Raw genomic sequence first — 19,555 nt, forward strand, 5'->3', positions numbered from 1 at the left:
TTTTTTTTGATAGAAAAAATACACAAACTCATTTCTAAACAGTCATTAGATAATCCATTATTAGATTGTTTATCCCATTTAACGGATGAGCATGAAAAGTTGATGACGTTTTAAAAGAAAAATTCAGCTGCTAAACTCGGTACCTATTTATAAATAAATTCTTAAAATTAGGAGTTAAAAATTATACTTGTACACTCAAATTAAAAGGTTCTATCTGCTAATTAAAAGTTATAAAGCGGGCGTAAAATTTTTATACAGCCTTTTTTTATTTAAATTTAAGCTTTTTAAAACCCAATAAATGACAAAACTAGAAACTATCTTACACAACATTCAAAATGTTAAAGTTATAGATCAAACAATTGATTACAACAGCTACCTGCCATTAGATTTATCCAATACAAATGAAATCTTATCAAAACGAAATATACATACCGCAGTTGCCTTTGAAGAATATATTGAGGATTATTTAGCTCAAAATAATGCAAAAGTTGCGTTTGGAGGATATAATGAAATTAGAAATTTATACAAACGGAGTGAAATTTTTAATGACACGAAAACCGATGAAAGAAACATTCACATTGGTCTAGACTTATGGATCAAGGCAGGAACGCCAGTTCTGGCAGCATTAGACGGATTTATCCACAGTTTCAATTACAATACTGGTGTGGGTGATTATGGCCCCACTATTATTCTGGAACATAAAATAGAAAATCAAAAATTCTATACTTTATACGGTCATTTGTCCCTTGAAAGCATTAGTAACATTAATATTGGTGATGTGTACGAAAAAGGAAGTCAGCTGGCTACATTAGGCGATTCTGCTGTCAATGGTGATTATGCCCCACATTTGCATTTTCAGATTATAAAAAAAATAGCAAAAATCCTTGGTGATTATCCGGGTGTCTGCAGCAAAAATGATTTGAGCTACTATTTGAAAAATTGTCCGGATCCTAATATCCTATTAAAAATTAAATAAATCATGAAAAAAATAATTATTGTATTTAGCATTCTTTTACTTATTGGATGCAAATCAAAAACTATTGTAATTGCCCCAGAACCCGAATTTGAGAACGCTAAAATTGTGAAGCTGGACTTAACAGCAATCGATGCGGATCAAAAAGCCAAAGCGTATGAATTAGGAAAGCGAGTTTTGATGACCTGTAATACTTCAAAATTCAAGCCTTTTAACCTCAATGAAGCCACAACGTCAGTAATAAAAAACACCACCGAAGAAAGACTGACAAAGACCTGTACGCGTTTTCGCCAATATTATGGAACTTTTATTGATCTTCAGTTAGTTGAGGTATATAAAAACAATTTTGACGGAAGTACTCTTTTCAGATACAAGGCATCATATACTAAAAAAGTAGCCAACAAGGAACTTCGAGTTACAATGAATGAAGAAAATAAAGTTTCCTCTATTAAATCATTAGATTGGGTAAATTCATTTTTGATGAAATAATTTTTTAAAAAATAGCACTGCATTTTTTCTTCAGGAATAGTTGTTGCAAAACAGAATAGAAATACTAAATTCCAAAAATAGTTTTAATGCCAATTATTTTAAAATTGCTAGAATATTACTGGTGAAAAATATTTAACGAAATTTACTAATTGTAAAAAATTAATTACTATAATTCAATTGAATATTTCGGATTAATATCCTATTAAAAATAGAATACCTTTAATTATATAACTTATAAGTTAAATTATATAATGTACCTTTATTACTAGAAGCTATTTTTGTCTAAACTGTAAAAGAAATATTTTTGAAACTATATATAAAATACATGGTAAGCAATCGCTGTAAAATTGCAGTGAAAGAAGAGCTAAAAAAACTAAACCTTCACTTTATGGTTGTCGATTTAGGAGAAGTTGAAATTATGGAAAATATTACTTTGGAGCAACGACAACAATTAAAAATTGCACTTTTAGATTCTGGACTTGAATTGATGGATGACAAAAAGTCAATGCTTATTGAAAAAATTAAAAATATAATTATCGAAATGGTGCACCATTCAACTGAAAATATTAAGATCAATTTTTCCGATTATTTGAGCCAACTCTTAAATCACGACTACACCTATTTATCTAACTTGTTTTCAGAAGTGCAGGGAACCACAATTGAACAATTTATAATTTCACATAAAACAGAACGGATCAAAGAATTAATTATTTACGGCGAATTAAATATAACTGAGATCGCTTGGAAAATGAATTACAGCAGTGTTGCCCATTTATCAAGTCAGTTCAAAAAAGTAACCGGACTTTCCCCTTCTCACTTTAAAAAATTAAAAGATAAAAGACGAAGCCCAATTGAAGAAATCGGGAATTTAAATTAGAACAATCAACACCTTATTTATCTACCTTCATAAATAAAACAGAAATCATTAAAAATCAAGAATCACAATACGCAAGAAGTTTAATAGAAGCCAGTCTGGATCCCATAATTGCAATAAATACGGAAGGGAAAATTACGGATATAAATCAAGCGACAATACATATAACGGGATTTACTCGCGATTTTTTAATTGATTCTGACTTTTTTGATTATTTTACAGAAAAACAAAAAATACAAGACATCTATCATGAAGTTCTCCAGAAAGGGGCTGTGTCTGATTTTCCGCTTACAATTCAAAATAAGAATGGCAGTTTTACGGATGTATTGTTTAATGCCTTTGTATACAAAGATAATTTAGGAACTATAATAGGCGTACTAATTGTTGCCAGAGATAGTGCAAAACAAAAATGGGCGCTAGATTTAAAAATTGCAAACAATGAACTTGCTTTTCAAAACAAGATCAAAGAAAAACGAGCGGCTGAATTAGTTATTGCCAATGAAGAATTGGCTTTTCAAAACAATGAAAAAGAAAAACGCGCGGATGAATTAGTTATTGCCAATAAGGAGCTTTTATTTCAAAGTAAAGAAAAAGAAAAACGAGAAATTGTAAATAAAAAACTAGAGGAACTTACGTACAACGCAAAATTAGCGTATCAGTATTCACTCAGTTTAATTGAAGCGAGTCGTGATCCATTGGTTACAATTAATACCAAAGGAAAAATTACTGACATGAATGAAGCCTTAGTAAATATCACAGGAATCCCTCGAGAGGAACTTACTGATTCTGATTTTTTTGATTATTTTACGGAACAACAAAACGCAAGAGAAGTATATCAGGAAGTATTTGAGAAAGGATCTGTTGCAGATTCACCACTTACACTACGGCATAAAGACGGCAAACTAACAGATGTATTATTCAACGGATCCGTATACAAAGATGACAAAGGAAACATCCTTGGTGTAGTAATTGTTGCCAGAGATGTTACTGAGCAAAAAAGAATTGCGACAGAGTTGATTGAGGCCAGAGTTTTTGCTGAGTTAACTACAGAAATTGCTGAAGAAGCTAAAAAAAATGCTGAAAGCGCCACTATTATAGCAGAGAATGCCGTAAAAGCAAAACAACAATTCTTATCAAATATGAGTCACGAAATACGTACCCCAATGAATGCCATCATTGGATTTACAAAAGTGGTTTTGAAAACAGAATTGACACCCAAACAAAAAGAATACATCAGTGCGATTAAGATGAGTGGTGATGCCCTAATTGTGCTGATCAACGACATACTCGATCTAGCAAAAGTTGATGCAGGAAAGATGACATTTGAAAAAAAACCTTTCAAAATGAAATCATCCATATCAGCTATGCTGCATTTATTTGAAACAAAAATTCAAGAAAAAAACTTACGATTAATAAAGCAATACGACAGTAAAATACCAAATGTACTTGTGGGAGACCCGGTGCGTTTGCATCAGATTATTTTAAACCTCGTGAGCAATGCCGTAAAGTTTACATCAAAAGGAAACATTACAGTAAGCGTACATTTGATACATGAAGACGAAGATCGAGTCATTATTGAATTTGCCGTTACTGATACCGGAATTGGTATCCCAGAAGAAAAAATAGACAAAATATTTGAAAATTTTCAACAAGCTTCCAGTGGAACTTCACGATTGTACGGAGGAACGGGACTAGGTCTGGCAATTGTCAAACAGCTGATAGAGCCACAAGGCGGGACTATAAGGGTAAGAAGTACCCTAAATGAAGGTTCTACATTTAGTTTTACTTTAAGTTTTCAGAAAACAAATGCCGATGTTGAATTAGAAAATGAGTTAATCGAATTAGATACCGAAATCAAGAATATTAAAGTCTTAGTAGTTGAAGATATTCCGCTCAATCAATTGCTAATGAAGACATTATTAGACGATTTTGGATTTGAGTGCGATATTGCCGAAAACGGGAAAATAGCTATCGAAAAACTAAAAGCGAAAGAGTACGACATTATTCTAATGGATTTACAAATGCCAGAGATGAACGGATTTGAAGCTACAGAGTATATCCGTAAGAAAATGAATTCAAAAGTCCCAATTATTGCTTTAACTGCTGATGTCACCACAGTTGATTTAGCTAAATGCAAATCGGTAGGAATGAATGACCACCTTGCAAAACCAGTTGACGAAAGACTGCTGTACAGCAAAATTGTTGGAATATTAAAAAAACCAAAACTGGAAAAACTGAGTGAAAAACTTAATAACGGTTTAAAGGAAAACAATAGTAAAGAGAAAAAAATAAAATGTATTGATTTGATTTATTTGAATCAAAAAACAAAATCAAATCCAACCTTAATGATGGAAATGATATCCCTGTATTTAGTACAAACACCGCCTTTAATGAATACTATAAAGCAAAGTTTAGAGGACAAAAACTGGAAATTATTAGGCGCTGCTGCCCATAAAATGATCCCTTCATTTGCCATAATGGGTATTAACAGTGATTTTGAAAATATGGCAAAAAAAATTCAGAACTTTGCAATTACACAAGATCAATCAGAGGGAATATATGATTTAGTATTACAACTAGAAAAAATTTGTCTGCAAGCCTGTATTGAACTAGAGGAAGAACTTAATATAATTAAAAACACATAATAGTGAAAAACGAAAATAAAATAAAAATCTTCTTAGTAGATGATGATGCATTATTTTTAAAATCTTTAGAAATTGAATTTACCACAAATACTGATTTTATCGTTGAAACCTTCTCTACCGGTGAACACTGCTTGGCAAATATATCCAATAATCCAGATGTGATCATTTTAGATTACCAACTTGATGGTATTGAGAAAAATGCCATAAACGGAATTAAAACTTTAGATCAAATTAAAGCTTTCAATCCAGATATTCCAGTGATCATGTTGTCCTCACAGGATAAGATTGAAATTGCAGTAAACTGTATGCATCACAAAGCATTTGATTATGTAGTAAAAAGTGAAACTGCCTTTATTCGGTTAAATAAAAATATCAAAACTATTTTTAAATATCAAAAAATGACAAAGGAATTGAATTGGTTCATGGATAGAATGTGATACTAAATCCCTTTTTTTTAAGTGTGAATGATGTAACTTTTATAGACAATTATATAACACTCGTAAAGTCTAATCGGAATACATTTGTATTGTAATACCATTATTTACAGCTGTTTGAAGATATTTTTATTTTGTGTATTTGTTTCTAATTAGACTTTCACGAGAAATTACTAAAACTATAGCAATCCATTTAAAAAAAAAAAATATGAATCTTAAAAGAATCTTTGGAACTGTACTTACTTTTCTTGGAATTAGCGGTCTAATCTATACTGCGGTATTATTTTCTAGTGCCTCAGACGATATGAGTGACATTAAATCCCTCCTTATTTATGGCATATTAGGTGCCGTATTTTTCGCTTCAGGTATTAGTCTGATTCGTACAACAAAAGATGAATAATAAAATATCTTCACTCTGCACAACTGTCAAAACAACACTCCATAAATAGAACGGAATTATCTTATAATTTAAATTGTTTTATACCAAATTGACAACTCTATAGCTGTACTTTAAAAGCCATTTGCTCAAGCACACCCACTGGAACTGTTTAATTTCTTGAGTGAGAATGAACATTTTTTAAAATAAAATTCGAAATCAAACATCCCAATCAGATGACACCAAATCAGCAACATACCTTTGTAAAAGAATATTTTTCAAAAGCATAAACGCATCTCCATACAATCACTTTTAAATAAAAAAAAATGAAAACAAGAACCATTGGAATCGCGATGATTTTTTTAGGAGTAATTCTGTTACTTTACAACAGCTTTAACTATGTAACCACTGAAAAAATTGTTGATATAGGCCCAATACAAATAAATAAAAAAGTAAACCATCCAATAAAATGGTCCCCCATTATAGGGGCTGTACTTGCTATTGGAGGAGTTGTTTTAATTATGAAAGACAAGAAACAAAGTAATTAATTACAAAGAATAAATTTTTTATTAATCTGTGAATATTACAAGTTTAAATAAAAGTTATTCAACAACTAATTTAATAAAAAAACTTAAATTTGTATTATATATACTCTTAAAATAAAACTAAAATGAAAATAAGTGCTGATTTAAAAAAAATATTTATGGGTGGTTTAGCAATGCTGATGCTGCTTTCGATTTCTTCATGTGGTAAAAACATTGCTTTTCAAAATTCTATTGTGGTCCCCGCAGCAAATGGCTCGGTAAATGTCACAAAAGACAGTAACAAAAATTATTTGATAAAAATAAAAATATCAGATTTAGCCGAAGTAAACAGATTACAGCCTTCAAAAAATGTTTACGTTGTCTGGATGGAAACAGACGGGGATATTGTGAGAAATATTGGTCAAATAAAAAGCGATAGCGGATTTTTGTCCTCAAAACTTAGAGCAACTTTTGAAACAGTTACAGCCTACAAGCCGTCAAAAATATTTATAACTGCTGAAGATGACGGAGATATTCAATATCCGGGGATGCAGATGATTTTGTCTACCAACAAATTTTAAATTTATAAAACCTACCTGATATGAATCCATACCTGGTAGGTTTTATTTTTAAAAAGTTACCTTTTCTTTTTTTGGAATAGCAATAATCCAAAAAAACCTTAGGACATGAAACCCGCAATAACAATTCTTACTCTGGAATAAACAACCGTATTTTGAATAAATTTACTTTATAACCACTACTTTATCAAGTATTTATTCTAATTATTAAAGATGAAATTCGTGAATTTGATTGCATCTTTTTTAAAAAAATAAAGGTTACCTTAAACTATTTTAGTATGAAAACAGAAAAACAACTTAGCGAATCTATTCTTGAAATTACGATAAAAATACACGACCAGTATCCTGAGTTATCTAAATACCTAGCGGAGATTCCCATCACTGTTCCAATTATTTCAAATCCTGAAATAAATATCCAAACATTAACAAATTACTACAAGTCTTTAGAAAATATCCTTAAAGAATACACTATTAATCACCCTAGAACTGCCAATTAATCAATTCCGGTATATGAAATGAATGAGGCAAAATACATGTGGCTCTAAGCCTTAGTCTGTAACCCGTGAATAATGTAACTAATCCTAAAAGTTATGTAATCGTTTTTAGGTATAAAGAGCTGAACTTTGTAAAGTGACAATTCTTTCACAGGTAATTATCAATAAAGCGGAATGAATCAGATTTAAAAGGAAATTGGAAAGACAAAAATAAAAATCAAAAGAAAAATTTGGAGATTGAAAAAAGTGTGAATAATATAAACTTATCAAAAAGTATTGTAACATAATTATTTTGAAACAGTTGCATCTTTGCAAAGAACAATTTTTTAATTAAAAAATTAAACAAATGAAAAAATCAAAATCAATTATTTTAGCTTCACTATTTGTAAGCCTTATCACTTTTACAACTATTGAAGCACAAGAAAAAACAGCTTCTTTTGGTTTTAAAGGAGGATTAAATTTCTCAAATCTTTACACGGATAATGTAGATGACAATAATGTATTAACAGGTTTTAATGCCGGTTTATATGCTAAGCTTCCCATTACTAATGCTATTGCTATTCAGCCTGAGATTAACTATACCACAAAAGGAGCAGAACTGGTGTACAACAATTCTTTTGCTAACGGAACAGCTAAATTCAATGTCAATTATATTGAAGTACCAGTCTTATTGGTAATGAATCTTACCGATAATTTTAATGTCCATGTTGGGCCTTATGCCGCTTATATGGTAAGTGGTAAAACAACCAATGATTCTAACTTATTTAGTTCCGAAAGTGAATTAGACACCAATGATTTCAATAAGTTTGACGCCGGTATCTCCGGAGGTATTGGTATCGATTTAGATGTTGCAAACTTTGGAGTACGATATAATTATGGTTTAACCAAAGTAGGAAAAGAAAGAAATTATTCCGGTACTAATTACACTTATCCTGATGCAAAAAATAGCGTATTGAGCGTATATGTGGGACTTAGACTTAACTAGAAATTAAAATATTAATCATTAAAAACTAAAATCATGAGCAATCTATTATATACCATAGCCGTAATTTTAATTATCTTTTGGGCGGTTGGGTTCTTCGCATACAGCGCGGGATCAATTATTCACATCCTTTTGGTTATAGCTGTAATAGCAGTGATATTGAGACTGATAAAAGGCCGAGGAATTTAAATTCATTGTTATTAAAAATAAACATTATGAAAGCAGATAAAATTATATTAGGAGTATTAGGAGGAGTTGCCGTAGGAGCATTATTAGGAGTCTTGTTTGCGCCTGAAAAAGGAGACAAAACAAGAAGAAAAATCATGGACAAAAGCAATGATTATGCTGATGAACTAAAAGGCAAATTAGACTCTTTATTAGGGACAATAACTCAAAAGTATGAGAAAATTTGGAACGAAGGCGAAAATTTAATTGGCAAGGGAGAAACTAAATTTGTAGAAGCTAAAAAGGAATTTAAAATTTAAAATTTTTAAATTACAGTTACAAAAAGATTCTCAATATCAATTTGTTCCAATTTTCAGTGTGGAAAACAATGTAACTACAGTATAAATGCTTTTTAAAAAAGCAAAAGAAACCATAAAGAATATATAAAAGGTCTTGAAGAAATGATCTTCATGACCTCGCATAGAGTGAGGCAACCTATTGCCAATATCATTGGGTTAGCCAATTTACTTGAGGAATCTATAAATTCCCCAAATGAATTAAAGGAATTTTCAGAGTACATAAAACAATCTACCATAGCGCTGGATATTTTTACAAATGAATTGACAACATTTATTTTTGCATTAGAAAAAAAAGGTAAAAAGAAAAAAAAGACATAAACAGATTATATTCGTATTATTTACAAATCAAGAATGAAAATTCTTGATTTTTTTTATGTCTTTTTTTAAAATTAATTTTTGCGTTTTACGCTATTTACTTTTTTGAACTTAAAATTGAACATCGATATAAAACTACAAAAAAGCTTTTAAACTGTAAAGAGATCCTGTAAAAGGCAACTATTCTCTTTTAATATTGCGTTAAGTAAACACAAAATATAACTAATTGATTTTTAATACATAAAAGTAAAGATAACAATTTACAAGAGTAAATCTTGCAAGTAATTTCGCTAATTCCATAACATATTCCTACTTTAATAAACTCACCTTTGTCTGCATATAACTTAATCCCCTAAATAAACAAAAAATGAAAATTAAAAATTTATTAGTAACTTTTGCAATACTATTTATTGCATTAATTTCTGGTTGCGCTAAGGATGACTTTCAAGAAATTGATGGTGTTTGTCCAGAAGTTGTCTCGACAAGCCCTGAAAATGGAGCTATTAATGTAGCACTAGACAAATCGATTACCGTTATTTTCAATGAGGAGATGAACGCATCAACTTTTAACCAATCCTCTTTTACTTTACAAGGCTCCACTTTAGTTACAGGAACTGTTTCATTCAGTGGAACAACTGCTACACTTGATCCTACATCCCCATTATCTGCGAACACAACCTATATCGGTAAAATTAAAACATCCGTTAAAGATGTAATGGGAAATGCATTACAAGTAGACTATGTTTGGACATTTAGTACCGGATCTACAGTTACTCCAATGGTAATAGAAACAGATCCGTTGAACAATGCCACCAATGTATTTCTGAATAAAGTGGTTGCGGCAGAGTTCAATATGCCAATGAATCAAGCGACTGTAAACGCTACCAATTTCACCTTAAAACAAGGCGCTAATTCCGTTGCTGGTACGGTTACTTATAACGGAACAAAAGCTTATTTTGTACCTAGTATTCCTTTAACTGTCAATACCGTCTATACAAGTACGATCACAACTGGAGTCAAAAATATACAAGGAACATCACTTGCAAATAACTTTGTTTGGACATTTACCACAGGCGCCACTAGTGGACCTTCAGTAGTCACAACAGATCCTGAAAATAATTCTTCTGGTGTTGCTCTGAATAAAACTATTACTGCTGGTTTTAGTGTAGAAATGGATCCTACTACTATTAGTAATTCTACCTTTACTTTAAAAAATGGTACTACAGCGGTAGCAGGAGCTATTTCCTATTCAGGGACTACACTTTCCTTTATTCCTACAAGCCCACTTACAGCAGGGACTACTTATACCGCAACAATTAGTACAGCTGCTAAAAATTTAGCGGGTACTCCTCTGGCAAACGATTACGTTTGGAACTTCAGTACTAGTTCAAACTTGGTTGGAAATACAGTAAATCTTGGATCAGCAGAAAGATTTGGAATTTTATCCGGTGTTGGAGTAAGTAATAATGCAGGTTTCAGTGTAATTAATAATATGGATGTGGGTATCAGTCCTGGTGTTCGTTCTTCAATAACAGGCTTTCCTCCCGCTGTTATAATAAATGGTGCTATTTATGCTTCTGATGATACTGCCCCTGTAGGGATTGCTGCCCTGCTAACACAAGCAAAACTAGACCTGACTAATGCATATCTTTTTGCAGAAGGAGCTTCTTATAGTGCGCCAATAACTGTATCCGGTGATCAGGGCGGAAAAACACTTGTTGCAGGTATATACAAATCAACATCCACACTTTTAGTACAAAATGGAGATTTGACTCTTACCGGTTCTGCAACTGACGTTTGGATCTTCCAAGTCGCATCTGCTTTCACTACTGTTGGTGGTGCAGGTGGAAATATAAAACTTAGTGGTGGAGCACTTGCTAAGAATGTGTATTGGCAAACGGGAAGTTCTGCAACTATTGGAAACTACACAAAATTTGAAGGGAATATATTAGCCTTGCAATCTATAACAATGGGAGCATATTCAACTGCAAATGGCAGAATGCTTGCTCGAAATGGAGCAGTAGTAATGACGCACACAAATATAATCTCTAAACCGTAAAAAATGAAAACTAAAAATAATTTCAAAATGGGATCATGCGCTGCATGGTCCCCTAATAATCTGAATTTCAAAAGTGTTGCGATAGTTGCTTTGACATGGTGGAGCATTCAAACCCAAGTTCAGGCACAAGAAACACTAGTAGTAAAATATGCAAAACCTACTTGGCTTTTTGGAGCTGCAGCTGGTGCCAATTTTAATTTTTATCGCGGTTCAACAAATCAGTTGAATGCTAATTTCACACCACCCGCTACTTTCCATGAGGGAGACGGTATTGGACTTTTCATTGCGCCGCTTGTAGAATACAGGCCTGCTGATTCCAGATGGGGCATCATGTTTCAAGCAGGTTATGACAGCCGTAAAGGTTCTTTTGACCCCGTTACTACCGCATGTGACTGTCCTGCAGATTTATCTACTGATCTTAGTTACATCACCGTGGAACCCAGCGTACGTTTTGCTCCGTTCAAATCTAATTTCTATGTGTATGGAGGCCCGCGTTTAGCTTTCAACTTAGACAAATCATTTACCTATCAATTGGGCACTAATACGGCATTTCCGGATCAAGAGCCTTCTCCTGAAGTAAGAGGTGATTTTAGTGCCATTAACAAAACAATTTTATCTCTTCAAATTGGAGCTGGATATGACATTCCGCTATCTTCAGACAGCAACAAAACACAATTTATATTGTCGCCTTTTGTCGCTTTCCAACCCTATTTTGGTCAAGATCCACGTGCTACAGAAACATGGAACAATACTACTGTCAGAGCTGGTGTTGCGCTCAAATTTGGACAAGGGAAAAATATTCAGGAAGCAACAGATCTGGCTAAGGACCGTGAAGTACAGTTCTCCGTAAATTCTCCTAGTAATGTTCCGGGAGAAAGAAGAATGACAGAGATTTTCCCACTTAGAAACTATGTGTTTTTTAATCAAGGATCTACTGAAATTCCAAGTCGTTATGTTGTATTAACGAAAGACCAAGTAAAAGACTTCAAAGAAGACCAACTGGAAGTTTTTGTTCCAAAAAAATTGTCTGATCGTTCTAAACGTCAAATGACTGTGTATTATAATGTATTGAACATTCTGGGTGATCGAATGCAAAAAAATCCTACAGCTACAATTATCTTGGTAGGTTCGTCAGAAAAAGGATCCCAAGAGGGTTTAGTAATGGCAGCATCAATCAAGACTTATCTAGTATATATATTTGCTATTGATCCGTCTAGAATCATGACTAAAGGTCAAGACAAACCAACTATACCTTCTGAACAACCAGGCGGAACTCAAGAACTAGTCTTACTTCGTGAAGGCGATCGCAGAGTTTCTATCGAAAGTAATTCACCGGATTTACTAATGGAATTTCAAAGTGGACCTGATGCGCAATTAAAACCTGTACAAATAATAGCACTACAAGAAGCTCCTATTGAAAGCTATGTTAGCTTCAACAATAAAGGAGCCGGTGAAGCCTTATCTTCATGGTCATTACAAATTACTGATGAGCAAGGTACGGTTCAAAATTTTGGACCATATACTCAAGACGAAGTTAAAATTCCTGGAAAAGCAATTTTAGGGAGCCGTCCAGAAGGTGATTACACCGTAAAAATGATTGGTCAAACTAAAAGTGGTAAAATTGTAGAAAAAGAAACTCCTGTTCACATGGTACTTTGGACTCCTGCAAAAATGGAGGAAGGCACCAGATATAGTATTATTTATGAATTTAATAAATCTAAAGCAATTGGTATCTATGAAAAATACCTTAGCGAAGTAGTAACCCCACAAATACCTGTTGGCGCAACAGTACTAATTCACGGTCATACTGATAGTATTGGTGAAGAAACCTACAATCAAAACTTGTCTTTAGCCCGTGCTAACGATGTGAAAGGGATCCTTGAAAAAGGGTTATCTAAAGCCGGTAGGAATGACGTAAAATTTGAAGTAACCGGAGAGGGCGAGAATGAAAATAATTCTCCTTTTGAAAACAAAACCCCTGAAGAACGTTTTTACAACCGTACCGTCATAATTGATATAATGCCCGCTATTAAATAAGTAAAATGCACGTATTATAAATTGACAAAGAGGGTAGAAACGCAAAGTTCTATCCTCTTTTTTTGTGCTGAAATTTATTTCAGATATCATGAATAGAAATTCATTTTCATAATTAAGTAGCAAGAAAGATATATTCTCGCAATTATTAAAGAAAATTTTTGCAACAGATTGGGCTGATTAAAAATATTTTAAAGCTATGAAGCGCATTAATCTATGCAAATCTGTGAAATCTATGGAAAGAAATGAAGATCTTTATTACTATTTTAGTCCCAAATTAATACCAATTTTTTTGAATTAATTTATTAGTTCTGAATCTTATAATTTTACAAAGTAAAGGTAAATTAGACGTAATCCCTTTCCAATTTTGATTTTAAACACTTACTTTTCGTAAAAATTTTAGTATTTTTACTTTTCACTTTATTTAAAAACATGACCGAAAACGAGAAAATCCTTACCAAATTCTATAGTGCTATTGCAAATGCAGATTCACCAACAATGTGTAACTGTTATGATTCCAGTATTCAATTTCGTGATCCAGTTTTTGGTCTATTAAAGGGAAATGATGTTTGCCTAATGTGGAAAATGCTCCTCGAAAAAAGCAAAGGGAATATTACAATTAAATTCTCTGCGGTCAAGGCTGATGACTATATTGGCTCCGTACAATTTATAGCTACCTACAATTTCAGTAAGACTAATAGAAAAGTAGTAAATCGTATTCAGGCACAATTTCAGTTTAAAGACGGATTAATTATAAAACACACCGATGATTTTGATATTTTTAAATGGTCCAAACAAGCTTTTGGAATCACCGGATACCTACTAGGCTGGACTGGTTTTTTTCATAAAAAAATTCAAGAGCAAGCCCTTTTATCATTAAAAAAATATAAAGAAACTCAACATGCTGATTGACACCCTGAAAATGCTTTTCATTAGAGATTTAAACATTCTGAAATCCGAAATTGAATCGTATGAAAACGAAAGTGATATTTGGAAAACACAAAAAGGAATCGCTAATTCAGCCGGAAATCTATGCTTGCATATTATAGGAAATCTCAACACATATATTGGAGCCCAATATGGAAAGACGGGTTATATAAGAAACAGACCATTAGAATTTTCACTGAAAGATATTTCAAGAGCAGAATTATTATCAAAAATCGAAGAAACGATAGTTATCCTTGTCAATGCACTTAATACCCTCTCAGAAGAAGATTTGAAAATGGAATATCCACTTTTAGTTTTAAAGAACAAAACTTCAACTGAGTTCATACTCATCCATTTGACCACGCACCTTGCCTATCATTTGGGACAAATTAATTACCACAGGCGATTATTGGACGCTTAAATATTTCCCACAATATTCAATTTACTGTAATTCGATTAGTTATAACAAACATCTTACTCGCAAATAAATATAAAATACGAATAAGAGATAACGACTATAATGTAATATTGATATCCAATCCTCTAAAACTCCCATCCCGGTTCAGTCCACTAAAAAATATTCTGTTTTAGAAATTCTTTAGTTTATAAGTAATAACCATGGTATAATGTCGTATTTTAAAATCAGGATAAAATTATGTAACAATCTGATTTAAGGATGTTTTACTTAAAGTTAATTCTTTTGACTTTACGACTTTTAAACTTTCGACTTACTTAACGTTGTCCGCATTAATATTCTATTTTGGAAAAACACTATTTATTCCGTTATGTTTTGCTTTACTCATTAGTTTTATTCTATATCCTGTTTGTAAGTGGATTGAAAAAAAGGAATACAAAAAGGATTAGCTATCTTTATTTGTATTTTAGAACCTCACTTTTGGCAGGTCCCGTTATTTATTTATTATCAAATTGATAACGGACCGCACTCCTAGTTAGAAGACATTATCCGTTTTGTTAGGAGAGGGCGAACAAAAAAAGACGAGATAATCTATTTCAAAAGAGCAAAATCAAACGCCCAGTCCAACTCCTTTTTATACCACAATTGCCCTTGTGAAACTTCCAGCGGACAGTCAAAATTATTCGTATAAAGCGCTCCGGTTCCTAATCCCTGAGGCATTGCATTGTGTTGCAAAAAAGTCCATTGCGCAATCGCATTTAGTCCAATATTACTCTCCAAAGCAGAGGTAATCCACCACCCGATTTTATGCTTTTCAGCCAATGAAATCCATTCTTGCGTGCCTCGAAAACCACCTACAAAACTAGGCTTCAAAATGATGTATTGCGGCTTGATTTTTGTCAGTAATTGCTTTTTCTCTGCCAAAGTAAACACACCGATCAGCTCTTCATCCAAAGCAATAGGAAAAGGAGCTTTTTTACACAGATCTGCCATCCTGTCAGTATGGTTTTTTTGTATCGGTTGCTCTATACTATGTAATTTAAATTCAGATAGTTGAATTAATTTATTTAAAGCTAAAGTTACATCAAAAGCACCGTTCGCATCCACCCGAATTTCGACTTGTTCCGGAGTAAAATGTTCCCGAATAAACCGTAATAACTGTAGTTCTTTATCAAAATCTATTGCTCCAATTTTGAGTTTGATGCATCTAAAACCCTGCGCTAATTTTTCCTCGATTTGCTGCTTCATAAACGCCTCTTCACCCATCCAAACTAAACCGTTTATCAGGATGGATTTTGTACCGTTTGTGAATTCAGATGGAAAGAGGAAAAAAGGGTTTTCACTCTCCAAAGATCGGAACGCCATTTCCACTCCAAATTGTATCGAAGGAAACTCTAATAACGCTTCCCAAAGCTGATCTTTTCCTAAGTGAATATTATCGCAAGTCCACTGCAATTTTTCTTCATAATCCGGTCGGTCATCAATACTCAATCCGCGAAGGATTCCGCACTCTCCTATTCCCTTTTTACCGTCTTGTTCCAAAACAATAAACCAAGTTTCTTTTTCGGTCATAACGCCACGAGAAGTTCCTGATGGACGTTTGAAATTAAGAATATATTTGTGGTAGGTTGCTTTCAAGAAATTATGAATTATGAGTTATTTCAATCTAGTAAACTTATATCTGAATTATTTTATTAAAATTTAGATGCCTAACATGGTAAAAAGAATTGTTGCTTCTTTAAAACATATAAGGCATATAAGCTTTAAAGTTCGATTTATTTATCCATTAACTTCAAAACTCTTTCAAAATCATCATTTTTAATCCCAACTTTCTTAAAAGCTGCGAAATCTTGTTTTACTTTTTGAGTCCAACTCAAACTATCCGTTACGTTTTGCGATTGATACTCTTTATAAATGGCTTTTGCAGACGAAAAATTATCATTCAATAAATACGCGTGTGCTAAATTCAGCTTTATCAATAACTCTGTATCGTCTATTTTCTCACCTTCTTTCAGGAATTTAATTGCTTTGCCGTATTGCTTCGTCAAAACATAACTGCTACCTATCGCATTATAATCCAAAGCAGTTGCTTTTCCATCATTGATAATCGTTGTCAATTTCGTGATTGCCTCACCTTGCATTCCTTGTTTAGCCAACATAGCGGCTTGCTTACGCAAATTGTCATACACACTTTTTGAAAGACTACTTTCACCAAAACAACTATTACCAAAATCCCTGAACGCCTTAGTGCGCTCTACAGCTAATAATTTCTGGAATTCCTTAAACTTGTACTTGGTTTGGATTTTATCGAGAATACAAACACAAAAATCATCTGAATTGGTCATTTTTTGAGCCAAATTAGATGTTTTGCATTGTTCAATTATTGCTTTTCTGTTTGCTAAAGTCCATCCGCGACTGAGTTTATTATCAACCCACGGCACCACTTCGAGAATGATTTTTTGGTTCATGATCCAGTTTTTACTTTCGAAACCAAACCATAAATTTCCCGAATTCGATCGCATACAAGTAGATTTCTCAGTAGAAAGTCGTTTGGCATCTTTACTCACCGGCGTGTCTTGAACCAAACAAGCATCATCCGTTTTGCCACTTTCTTTATATTGCATGGCTAATTCATCGCTAGAGAAAACAGCATACTTGCATTTATCATCACCTGATATTTTCGACAAGATAAAAACTGCTCCTGCTGAACCTTGACTGATTCCTGTTGGGTCTGGAATAGCTTTTAAAACCGAAACTAAACTGCCCACCATTTGCTGATTTTTATCCAAAAGCGTTATTCTGTATACGACCTCGGTAGTTCCTTCAGGGAAATCTTGAGTTTTTATAACGATTCTATCTCTGGCGGAAACTGTAATTTCTTCGGTTGTAGCACGGGTTTTATCCCAATAGCCATCTTTCTGAGAAAAAATAGTATTTGTTGAAATTAGAAACAGAAATAAAAAAATGAAATTCTTTTTTTGCATGATTGATATAAAATTTAAACACCAGAGCGAACAACGTTTTAGTAAAATTAACTACGAAGTTTGGTACCGGCAAACCCTAGCCCAGATAGAAGTAAAAATCCTTTTATCACCCTGTCAGGGTTTGAAACCCTGACAGGGTGATAAAAGATTGCAACGGATAGCTGGATTAGCTTCAAATAAAAAAATTACAACTCTATGGAACTTCCTATCTCTAACAACATGAGATCTTTTCCTTTATTGAAAAATTTACGAATAGCATCTTCATGATCAATTTCGATATAACCGAAAGTGTCGTAATGATACCCCAGAATTTTATCGCAATCCAAGAAATCAGAAGCGACAATAGCATCTTCAACATCCATGGTAAAATTATCACCTATGGGCAGAATAGCTAAATCGAGTTTGGTCCGCATAGGAATGAGTTTCATATCCATAGTAAGCGCTGTATCACCAGCAATGTAGATGTTTTTATGTTCCCCTTCAATGACAAAACCGCCAGGATTTCCTCCATAACTGCCATCAGGAAACGAACTGGAATGAATGGCATTTACATATTTCAGTTTTCCAAAATCGAAATTCCAGCTTCCACCGTGATTCATAGGATGCGATTGAAAGCCTTTTGCACCATAATAACCGGCAATTTCAGCGTTAGAAACAATTACCGCATTCGTTCTTTTAGCTATCGCATCGACATCCAGAATATGATCTCCGTGAGCATGTGTCACTAAAATATAATCGGCTTTTAACGTATCAATGTCAATGTGAGCTGCATTGGGATTTGCAGAAATGTACGGATCTACAATAATATGTTTGCCGCCAACTTCTATCCCTAATGCCCCGTGACCGTAAAATGTTATTTTCATCTTTTTAAATTTAAAAATAGAATGATTAAAGGATTCCGTATTTAGATTATTATTTTATCTCCCCCCTAAAAAAGTGTTTACAATTATATCCGAAAAGAAATAAATCATACCTAATGACAATAAAATTGAAAGTGCAAAAGTACTCAATGCCAGTTTTTTTAATTCAGGATCTAATTCCTTAGGATTTTGGTTTTTATAGACGGTAATTAAATGTTTAGTCAAAGGGATATACGACAATAAAAACAAGTATTGATCAAAGTGAAAATCATCTGTAATTGCAAAAATCAATACTAAAACCATCGCGGTTACAATCAGAATATAATGGTATATTTTAGCTTTGGCACCGCCAATTTTTACGACAATCGTGTTTTTATTTGATTTTTTATCTGATGCTTCGTCTCGCATATTATTCAGATTTAAAACACCTACACTCAATAATCCAATGGCTATTGCAGGTAAAACCAACAACGCATCCAATTGTTTAGAATATAAAAAATTCACTCCTAAAGTGCTCACCAATCCAAAAAATACAAAGACAAATACATCGCCAAATCCACGGTAACCATATGCCGTATTCCCAACCGTATAGCGAATCGCAGAGACAATTGAAAGAATTCCCAAAACCAAATAAAACAAGGAAAACCATAAATTTGTATCTCTAAACGCATAATAAATCAATAGCATCGCTGAAAGCAACGTCAAAGCTGATGTTATGATCATGGCGCGTTTCATGGCTTGCGGAGTAATCACACCGCTTTGTATGGCTCGTTTTGGTCCTACCCGATCTTCATTGTCCGTTCCTTTCATTCCGTCACCGTAATCATTGGCAAAATTGGACAGTATTTGCAATCCTAATGTTGTCAATATTGCAAAACCAAACAATCGCCAGTTAAAGACTTCCGTAGGCGTTAATATGTTATCTGTTGGGTTTGCCAAAGCATACATGCTTCCAACTATTATTCCAGAAACCGATAAGGGTAAGGTTCGTAAACGTGCGGCTTCAATCCAATGTTTCATATTTTTTTATTTAAAAGTTTGAAGTTTAAAACTTAAGCTTTATTGTAA

21 protein-coding genes are annotated in these 19,555 nt (G+C 33.1%); 17 read left to right on the forward strand and 4 right to left on the reverse strand.

What is annotated here, in order from left to right; all coding sequences use genetic code 11:
• Positions 1-298: 298 nt before the first annotated feature.
• The 17 genes from EKL98_RS09735 (at position 299) to EKL98_RS09815 (ending at position 14,649) form a co-directional block, all read left to right on the forward strand.
• On the forward strand, positions 299-976 hold the full coding sequence (locus EKL98_RS09735; RefSeq protein WP_126459846.1) for a peptidoglycan DD-metalloendopeptidase family protein: 678 nt from the start codon (positions 299-301) through the stop codon (positions 974-976).
• A gap of 3 nt (positions 977-979) precedes the next feature.
• Entirely contained in the window at positions 980-1,462 is a 483-nt protein-coding gene (locus EKL98_RS09740) for a hypothetical protein (RefSeq protein ID WP_126555770.1), read from the forward strand.
• Between the two features lie 325 nt (positions 1,463-1,787).
• Entirely contained in the window at positions 1,788-2,339 is a 552-nt protein-coding gene (locus EKL98_RS09745) for a helix-turn-helix domain-containing protein (RefSeq protein WP_126460145.1), read from the forward strand.
• Positions 2,340-2,386: 47 nt separating this feature from the next.
• The gene (locus EKL98_RS09750; RefSeq protein WP_255416372.1) at positions 2,387-4,981 is read left to right on the forward strand and encodes an ATP-binding protein; all 2,595 of its coding nucleotides are present in this window, start codon (positions 2,387-2,389) and stop codon (positions 4,979-4,981) included.
• A gap of 2 nt (positions 4,982-4,983) precedes the next feature.
• Positions 4,984-5,418: a response regulator gene (locus EKL98_RS09755; RefSeq protein ID WP_126459855.1), complete on the forward strand. Its 435-nt coding sequence runs from the start codon at positions 4,984-4,986 to the stop codon at positions 5,416-5,418.
• Positions 5,419-5,623: 205 nt separating this feature from the next.
• Positions 5,624-5,815, forward strand: coding sequence for a hypothetical protein (locus EKL98_RS09760; protein ID WP_126555764.1), 192 nt, complete (start codon positions 5,624-5,626; stop codon positions 5,813-5,815).
• Positions 5,816-6,117: 302 nt separating this feature from the next.
• The gene (locus EKL98_RS09765; protein WP_126555761.1) at positions 6,118-6,339 is read left to right on the forward strand and encodes a YidH family protein; all 222 of its coding nucleotides are present in this window, start codon (positions 6,118-6,120) and stop codon (positions 6,337-6,339) included.
• A 122-nt stretch (positions 6,340-6,461) separates the two neighbouring features.
• Positions 6,462-6,896 (forward strand): hypothetical protein, encoded by a 435-nt coding sequence (locus EKL98_RS09770; RefSeq protein ID WP_197037190.1) that lies wholly within the window; start codon positions 6,462-6,464, stop codon positions 6,894-6,896.
• Between the two features lie 275 nt (positions 6,897-7,171).
• On the forward strand, positions 7,172-7,390 hold the full coding sequence (locus tag EKL98_RS09775) for a hypothetical protein (RefSeq protein ID WP_126459867.1): 219 nt from the start codon (positions 7,172-7,174) through the stop codon (positions 7,388-7,390).
• A gap of 343 nt (positions 7,391-7,733) precedes the next feature.
• A complete protein-coding gene (locus EKL98_RS09780; RefSeq protein ID WP_126459870.1) occupies positions 7,734-8,372 on the forward strand; it encodes a porin family protein in 639 nt (212 codons plus the stop codon).
• 33 nt (positions 8,373-8,405) lie between these two features.
• Positions 8,406-8,558 carry a lmo0937 family membrane protein gene (locus EKL98_RS09785; protein WP_126459873.1) on the forward strand — a complete coding sequence of 51 codons (153 nt, stop codon included), beginning with the start codon at positions 8,406-8,408 and terminating at the stop codon, positions 8,556-8,558.
• Between the two features lie 26 nt (positions 8,559-8,584).
• Positions 8,585-8,854, forward strand: a complete 270-nt coding sequence (locus EKL98_RS09790; RefSeq protein ID WP_126555752.1) for a YtxH domain-containing protein — start codon at positions 8,585-8,587, stop codon at positions 8,852-8,854.
• A 141-nt stretch (positions 8,855-8,995) separates the two neighbouring features.
• On the forward strand, positions 8,996-9,211 hold the full coding sequence (locus EKL98_RS09795) for a histidine kinase dimerization/phospho-acceptor domain-containing protein (protein WP_126576256.1): 216 nt from the start codon (positions 8,996-8,998) through the stop codon (positions 9,209-9,211).
• Between the two features lie 364 nt (positions 9,212-9,575).
• Positions 9,576-11,267, forward strand: coding sequence for an Ig-like domain-containing protein (locus EKL98_RS09800; protein ID WP_126562179.1), 1,692 nt, complete (start codon positions 9,576-9,578; stop codon positions 11,265-11,267).
• Between the two features lie 3 nt (positions 11,268-11,270).
• Entirely contained in the window at positions 11,271-13,304 is a 2,034-nt protein-coding gene (locus EKL98_RS09805) for an OmpA family protein (protein WP_126555742.1), read from the forward strand.
• Positions 13,305-13,733: 429 nt separating this feature from the next.
• Positions 13,734-14,213 (forward strand): nuclear transport factor 2 family protein, encoded by a 480-nt coding sequence (locus EKL98_RS09810; RefSeq protein WP_126562180.1) that lies wholly within the window; start codon positions 13,734-13,736, stop codon positions 14,211-14,213.
• Positions 14,203-14,649 (forward strand): DinB family protein, encoded by a 447-nt coding sequence (locus EKL98_RS09815; protein ID WP_126555736.1) that lies wholly within the window; start codon positions 14,203-14,205, stop codon positions 14,647-14,649. The genes EKL98_RS09810 and EKL98_RS09815 overlap by 11 nt, the downstream gene beginning before the upstream one ends.
• 585 nt (positions 14,650-15,234) lie before the next feature.
• Here the strand turns inward: EKL98_RS09815 and EKL98_RS09820 are convergent.
• From EKL98_RS09820 to menA, 4 genes are all read right to left on the reverse strand, one after another.
• Positions 15,235-16,281, reverse strand: coding sequence for an o-succinylbenzoate synthase (locus tag EKL98_RS09820; protein WP_126562181.1), 1,047 nt, complete (start codon positions 16,279-16,281; stop codon positions 15,235-15,237).
• A 137-nt stretch (positions 16,282-16,418) separates the two neighbouring features.
• The gene (locus tag EKL98_RS09825; RefSeq protein WP_126562182.1) at positions 16,419-17,627 is read right to left on the reverse strand and encodes a tetratricopeptide repeat protein; all 1,209 of its coding nucleotides are present in this window, start codon (positions 17,625-17,627) and stop codon (positions 16,419-16,421) included.
• Between the two features lie 185 nt (positions 17,628-17,812).
• On the reverse strand, positions 17,813-18,490 hold the full coding sequence (locus EKL98_RS09830; RefSeq protein ID WP_126454851.1) for a metal-dependent hydrolase: 678 nt from the start codon (positions 18,488-18,490) through the stop codon (positions 17,813-17,815).
• Positions 18,491-18,544: 54 nt separating this feature from the next.
• Positions 18,545-19,507 (reverse strand): 1,4-dihydroxy-2-naphthoate octaprenyltransferase, encoded by a 963-nt coding sequence (gene menA, locus EKL98_RS09835; protein WP_126459899.1) that lies wholly within the window; start codon positions 19,505-19,507, stop codon positions 18,545-18,547.
• Positions 19,508-19,555: the final 48 nt, after the last annotated feature.

The sequence above is a fragment of the Flavobacterium bomense genome (assembly GCF_003970355.1).

Excerpts from the sequence above, each read along its gene's own strand:
- EKL98_RS09790 (WP_126555752.1), top strand. The coding sequence starts at position 8,585 with ATGAAAGCAGATAAAATTATATTAGGAGTATTAGGAGGAGTTGCCGTA.
- EKL98_RS09745 (WP_126460145.1), top strand. The coding sequence starts at position 1,788 with ATGGTAAGCAATCGCTGTAAAATTGCAGTGAAAGAAGAGCTAAAAAAA.
- EKL98_RS09775 (WP_126459867.1), top strand. The coding sequence starts at position 7,172 with ATGAAAACAGAAAAACAACTTAGCGAATCTATTCTTGAAATTACGATA.
- EKL98_RS09825 (WP_126562182.1), bottom strand. The coding sequence starts at position 17,627 with ATGCAAAAAAAGAATTTCATTTTTTTATTTCTGTTTCTAATTTCAACA.
- EKL98_RS09770 (WP_197037190.1), top strand. The coding sequence starts at position 6,462 with ATGAAAATAAGTGCTGATTTAAAAAAAATATTTATGGGTGGTTTAGCA.
- EKL98_RS09800 (WP_126562179.1), top strand. The coding sequence starts at position 9,576 with ATGAAAATTAAAAATTTATTAGTAACTTTTGCAATACTATTTATTGCA.
- EKL98_RS09830 (WP_126454851.1), bottom strand. The coding sequence starts at position 18,490 with ATGAAAATAACATTTTACGGTCACGGGGCATTAGGGATAGAAGTTGGC.
- EKL98_RS09740 (WP_126555770.1), top strand. The coding sequence starts at position 980 with ATGAAAAAAATAATTATTGTATTTAGCATTCTTTTACTTATTGGATGC.
- EKL98_RS09785 (WP_126459873.1), top strand. The coding sequence starts at position 8,406 with ATGAGCAATCTATTATATACCATAGCCGTAATTTTAATTATCTTTTGG.
- EKL98_RS09760 (WP_126555764.1), top strand. The coding sequence starts at position 5,624 with ATGAATCTTAAAAGAATCTTTGGAACTGTACTTACTTTTCTTGGAATT.
- EKL98_RS09780 (WP_126459870.1), top strand. The coding sequence starts at position 7,734 with ATGAAAAAATCAAAATCAATTATTTTAGCTTCACTATTTGTAAGCCTT.
- EKL98_RS09815 (WP_126555736.1), top strand. The coding sequence starts at position 14,203 with ATGCTGATTGACACCCTGAAAATGCTTTTCATTAGAGATTTAAACATT.
- EKL98_RS09795 (WP_126576256.1), top strand. The coding sequence starts at position 8,996 with ATGATCTTCATGACCTCGCATAGAGTGAGGCAACCTATTGCCAATATC.
- EKL98_RS09735 (WP_126459846.1), top strand. The coding sequence starts at position 299 with ATGACAAAACTAGAAACTATCTTACACAACATTCAAAATGTTAAAGTT.
- EKL98_RS09765 (WP_126555761.1), top strand. The coding sequence starts at position 6,118 with ATGAAAACAAGAACCATTGGAATCGCGATGATTTTTTTAGGAGTAATT.
- EKL98_RS09810 (WP_126562180.1), top strand. The coding sequence starts at position 13,734 with ATGACCGAAAACGAGAAAATCCTTACCAAATTCTATAGTGCTATTGCA.
- EKL98_RS09805 (WP_126555742.1), top strand. The coding sequence starts at position 11,271 with ATGAAAACTAAAAATAATTTCAAAATGGGATCATGCGCTGCATGGTCC.
- menA (WP_126459899.1), bottom strand. The coding sequence starts at position 19,507 with ATGAAACATTGGATTGAAGCCGCACGTTTACGAACCTTACCCTTATCG.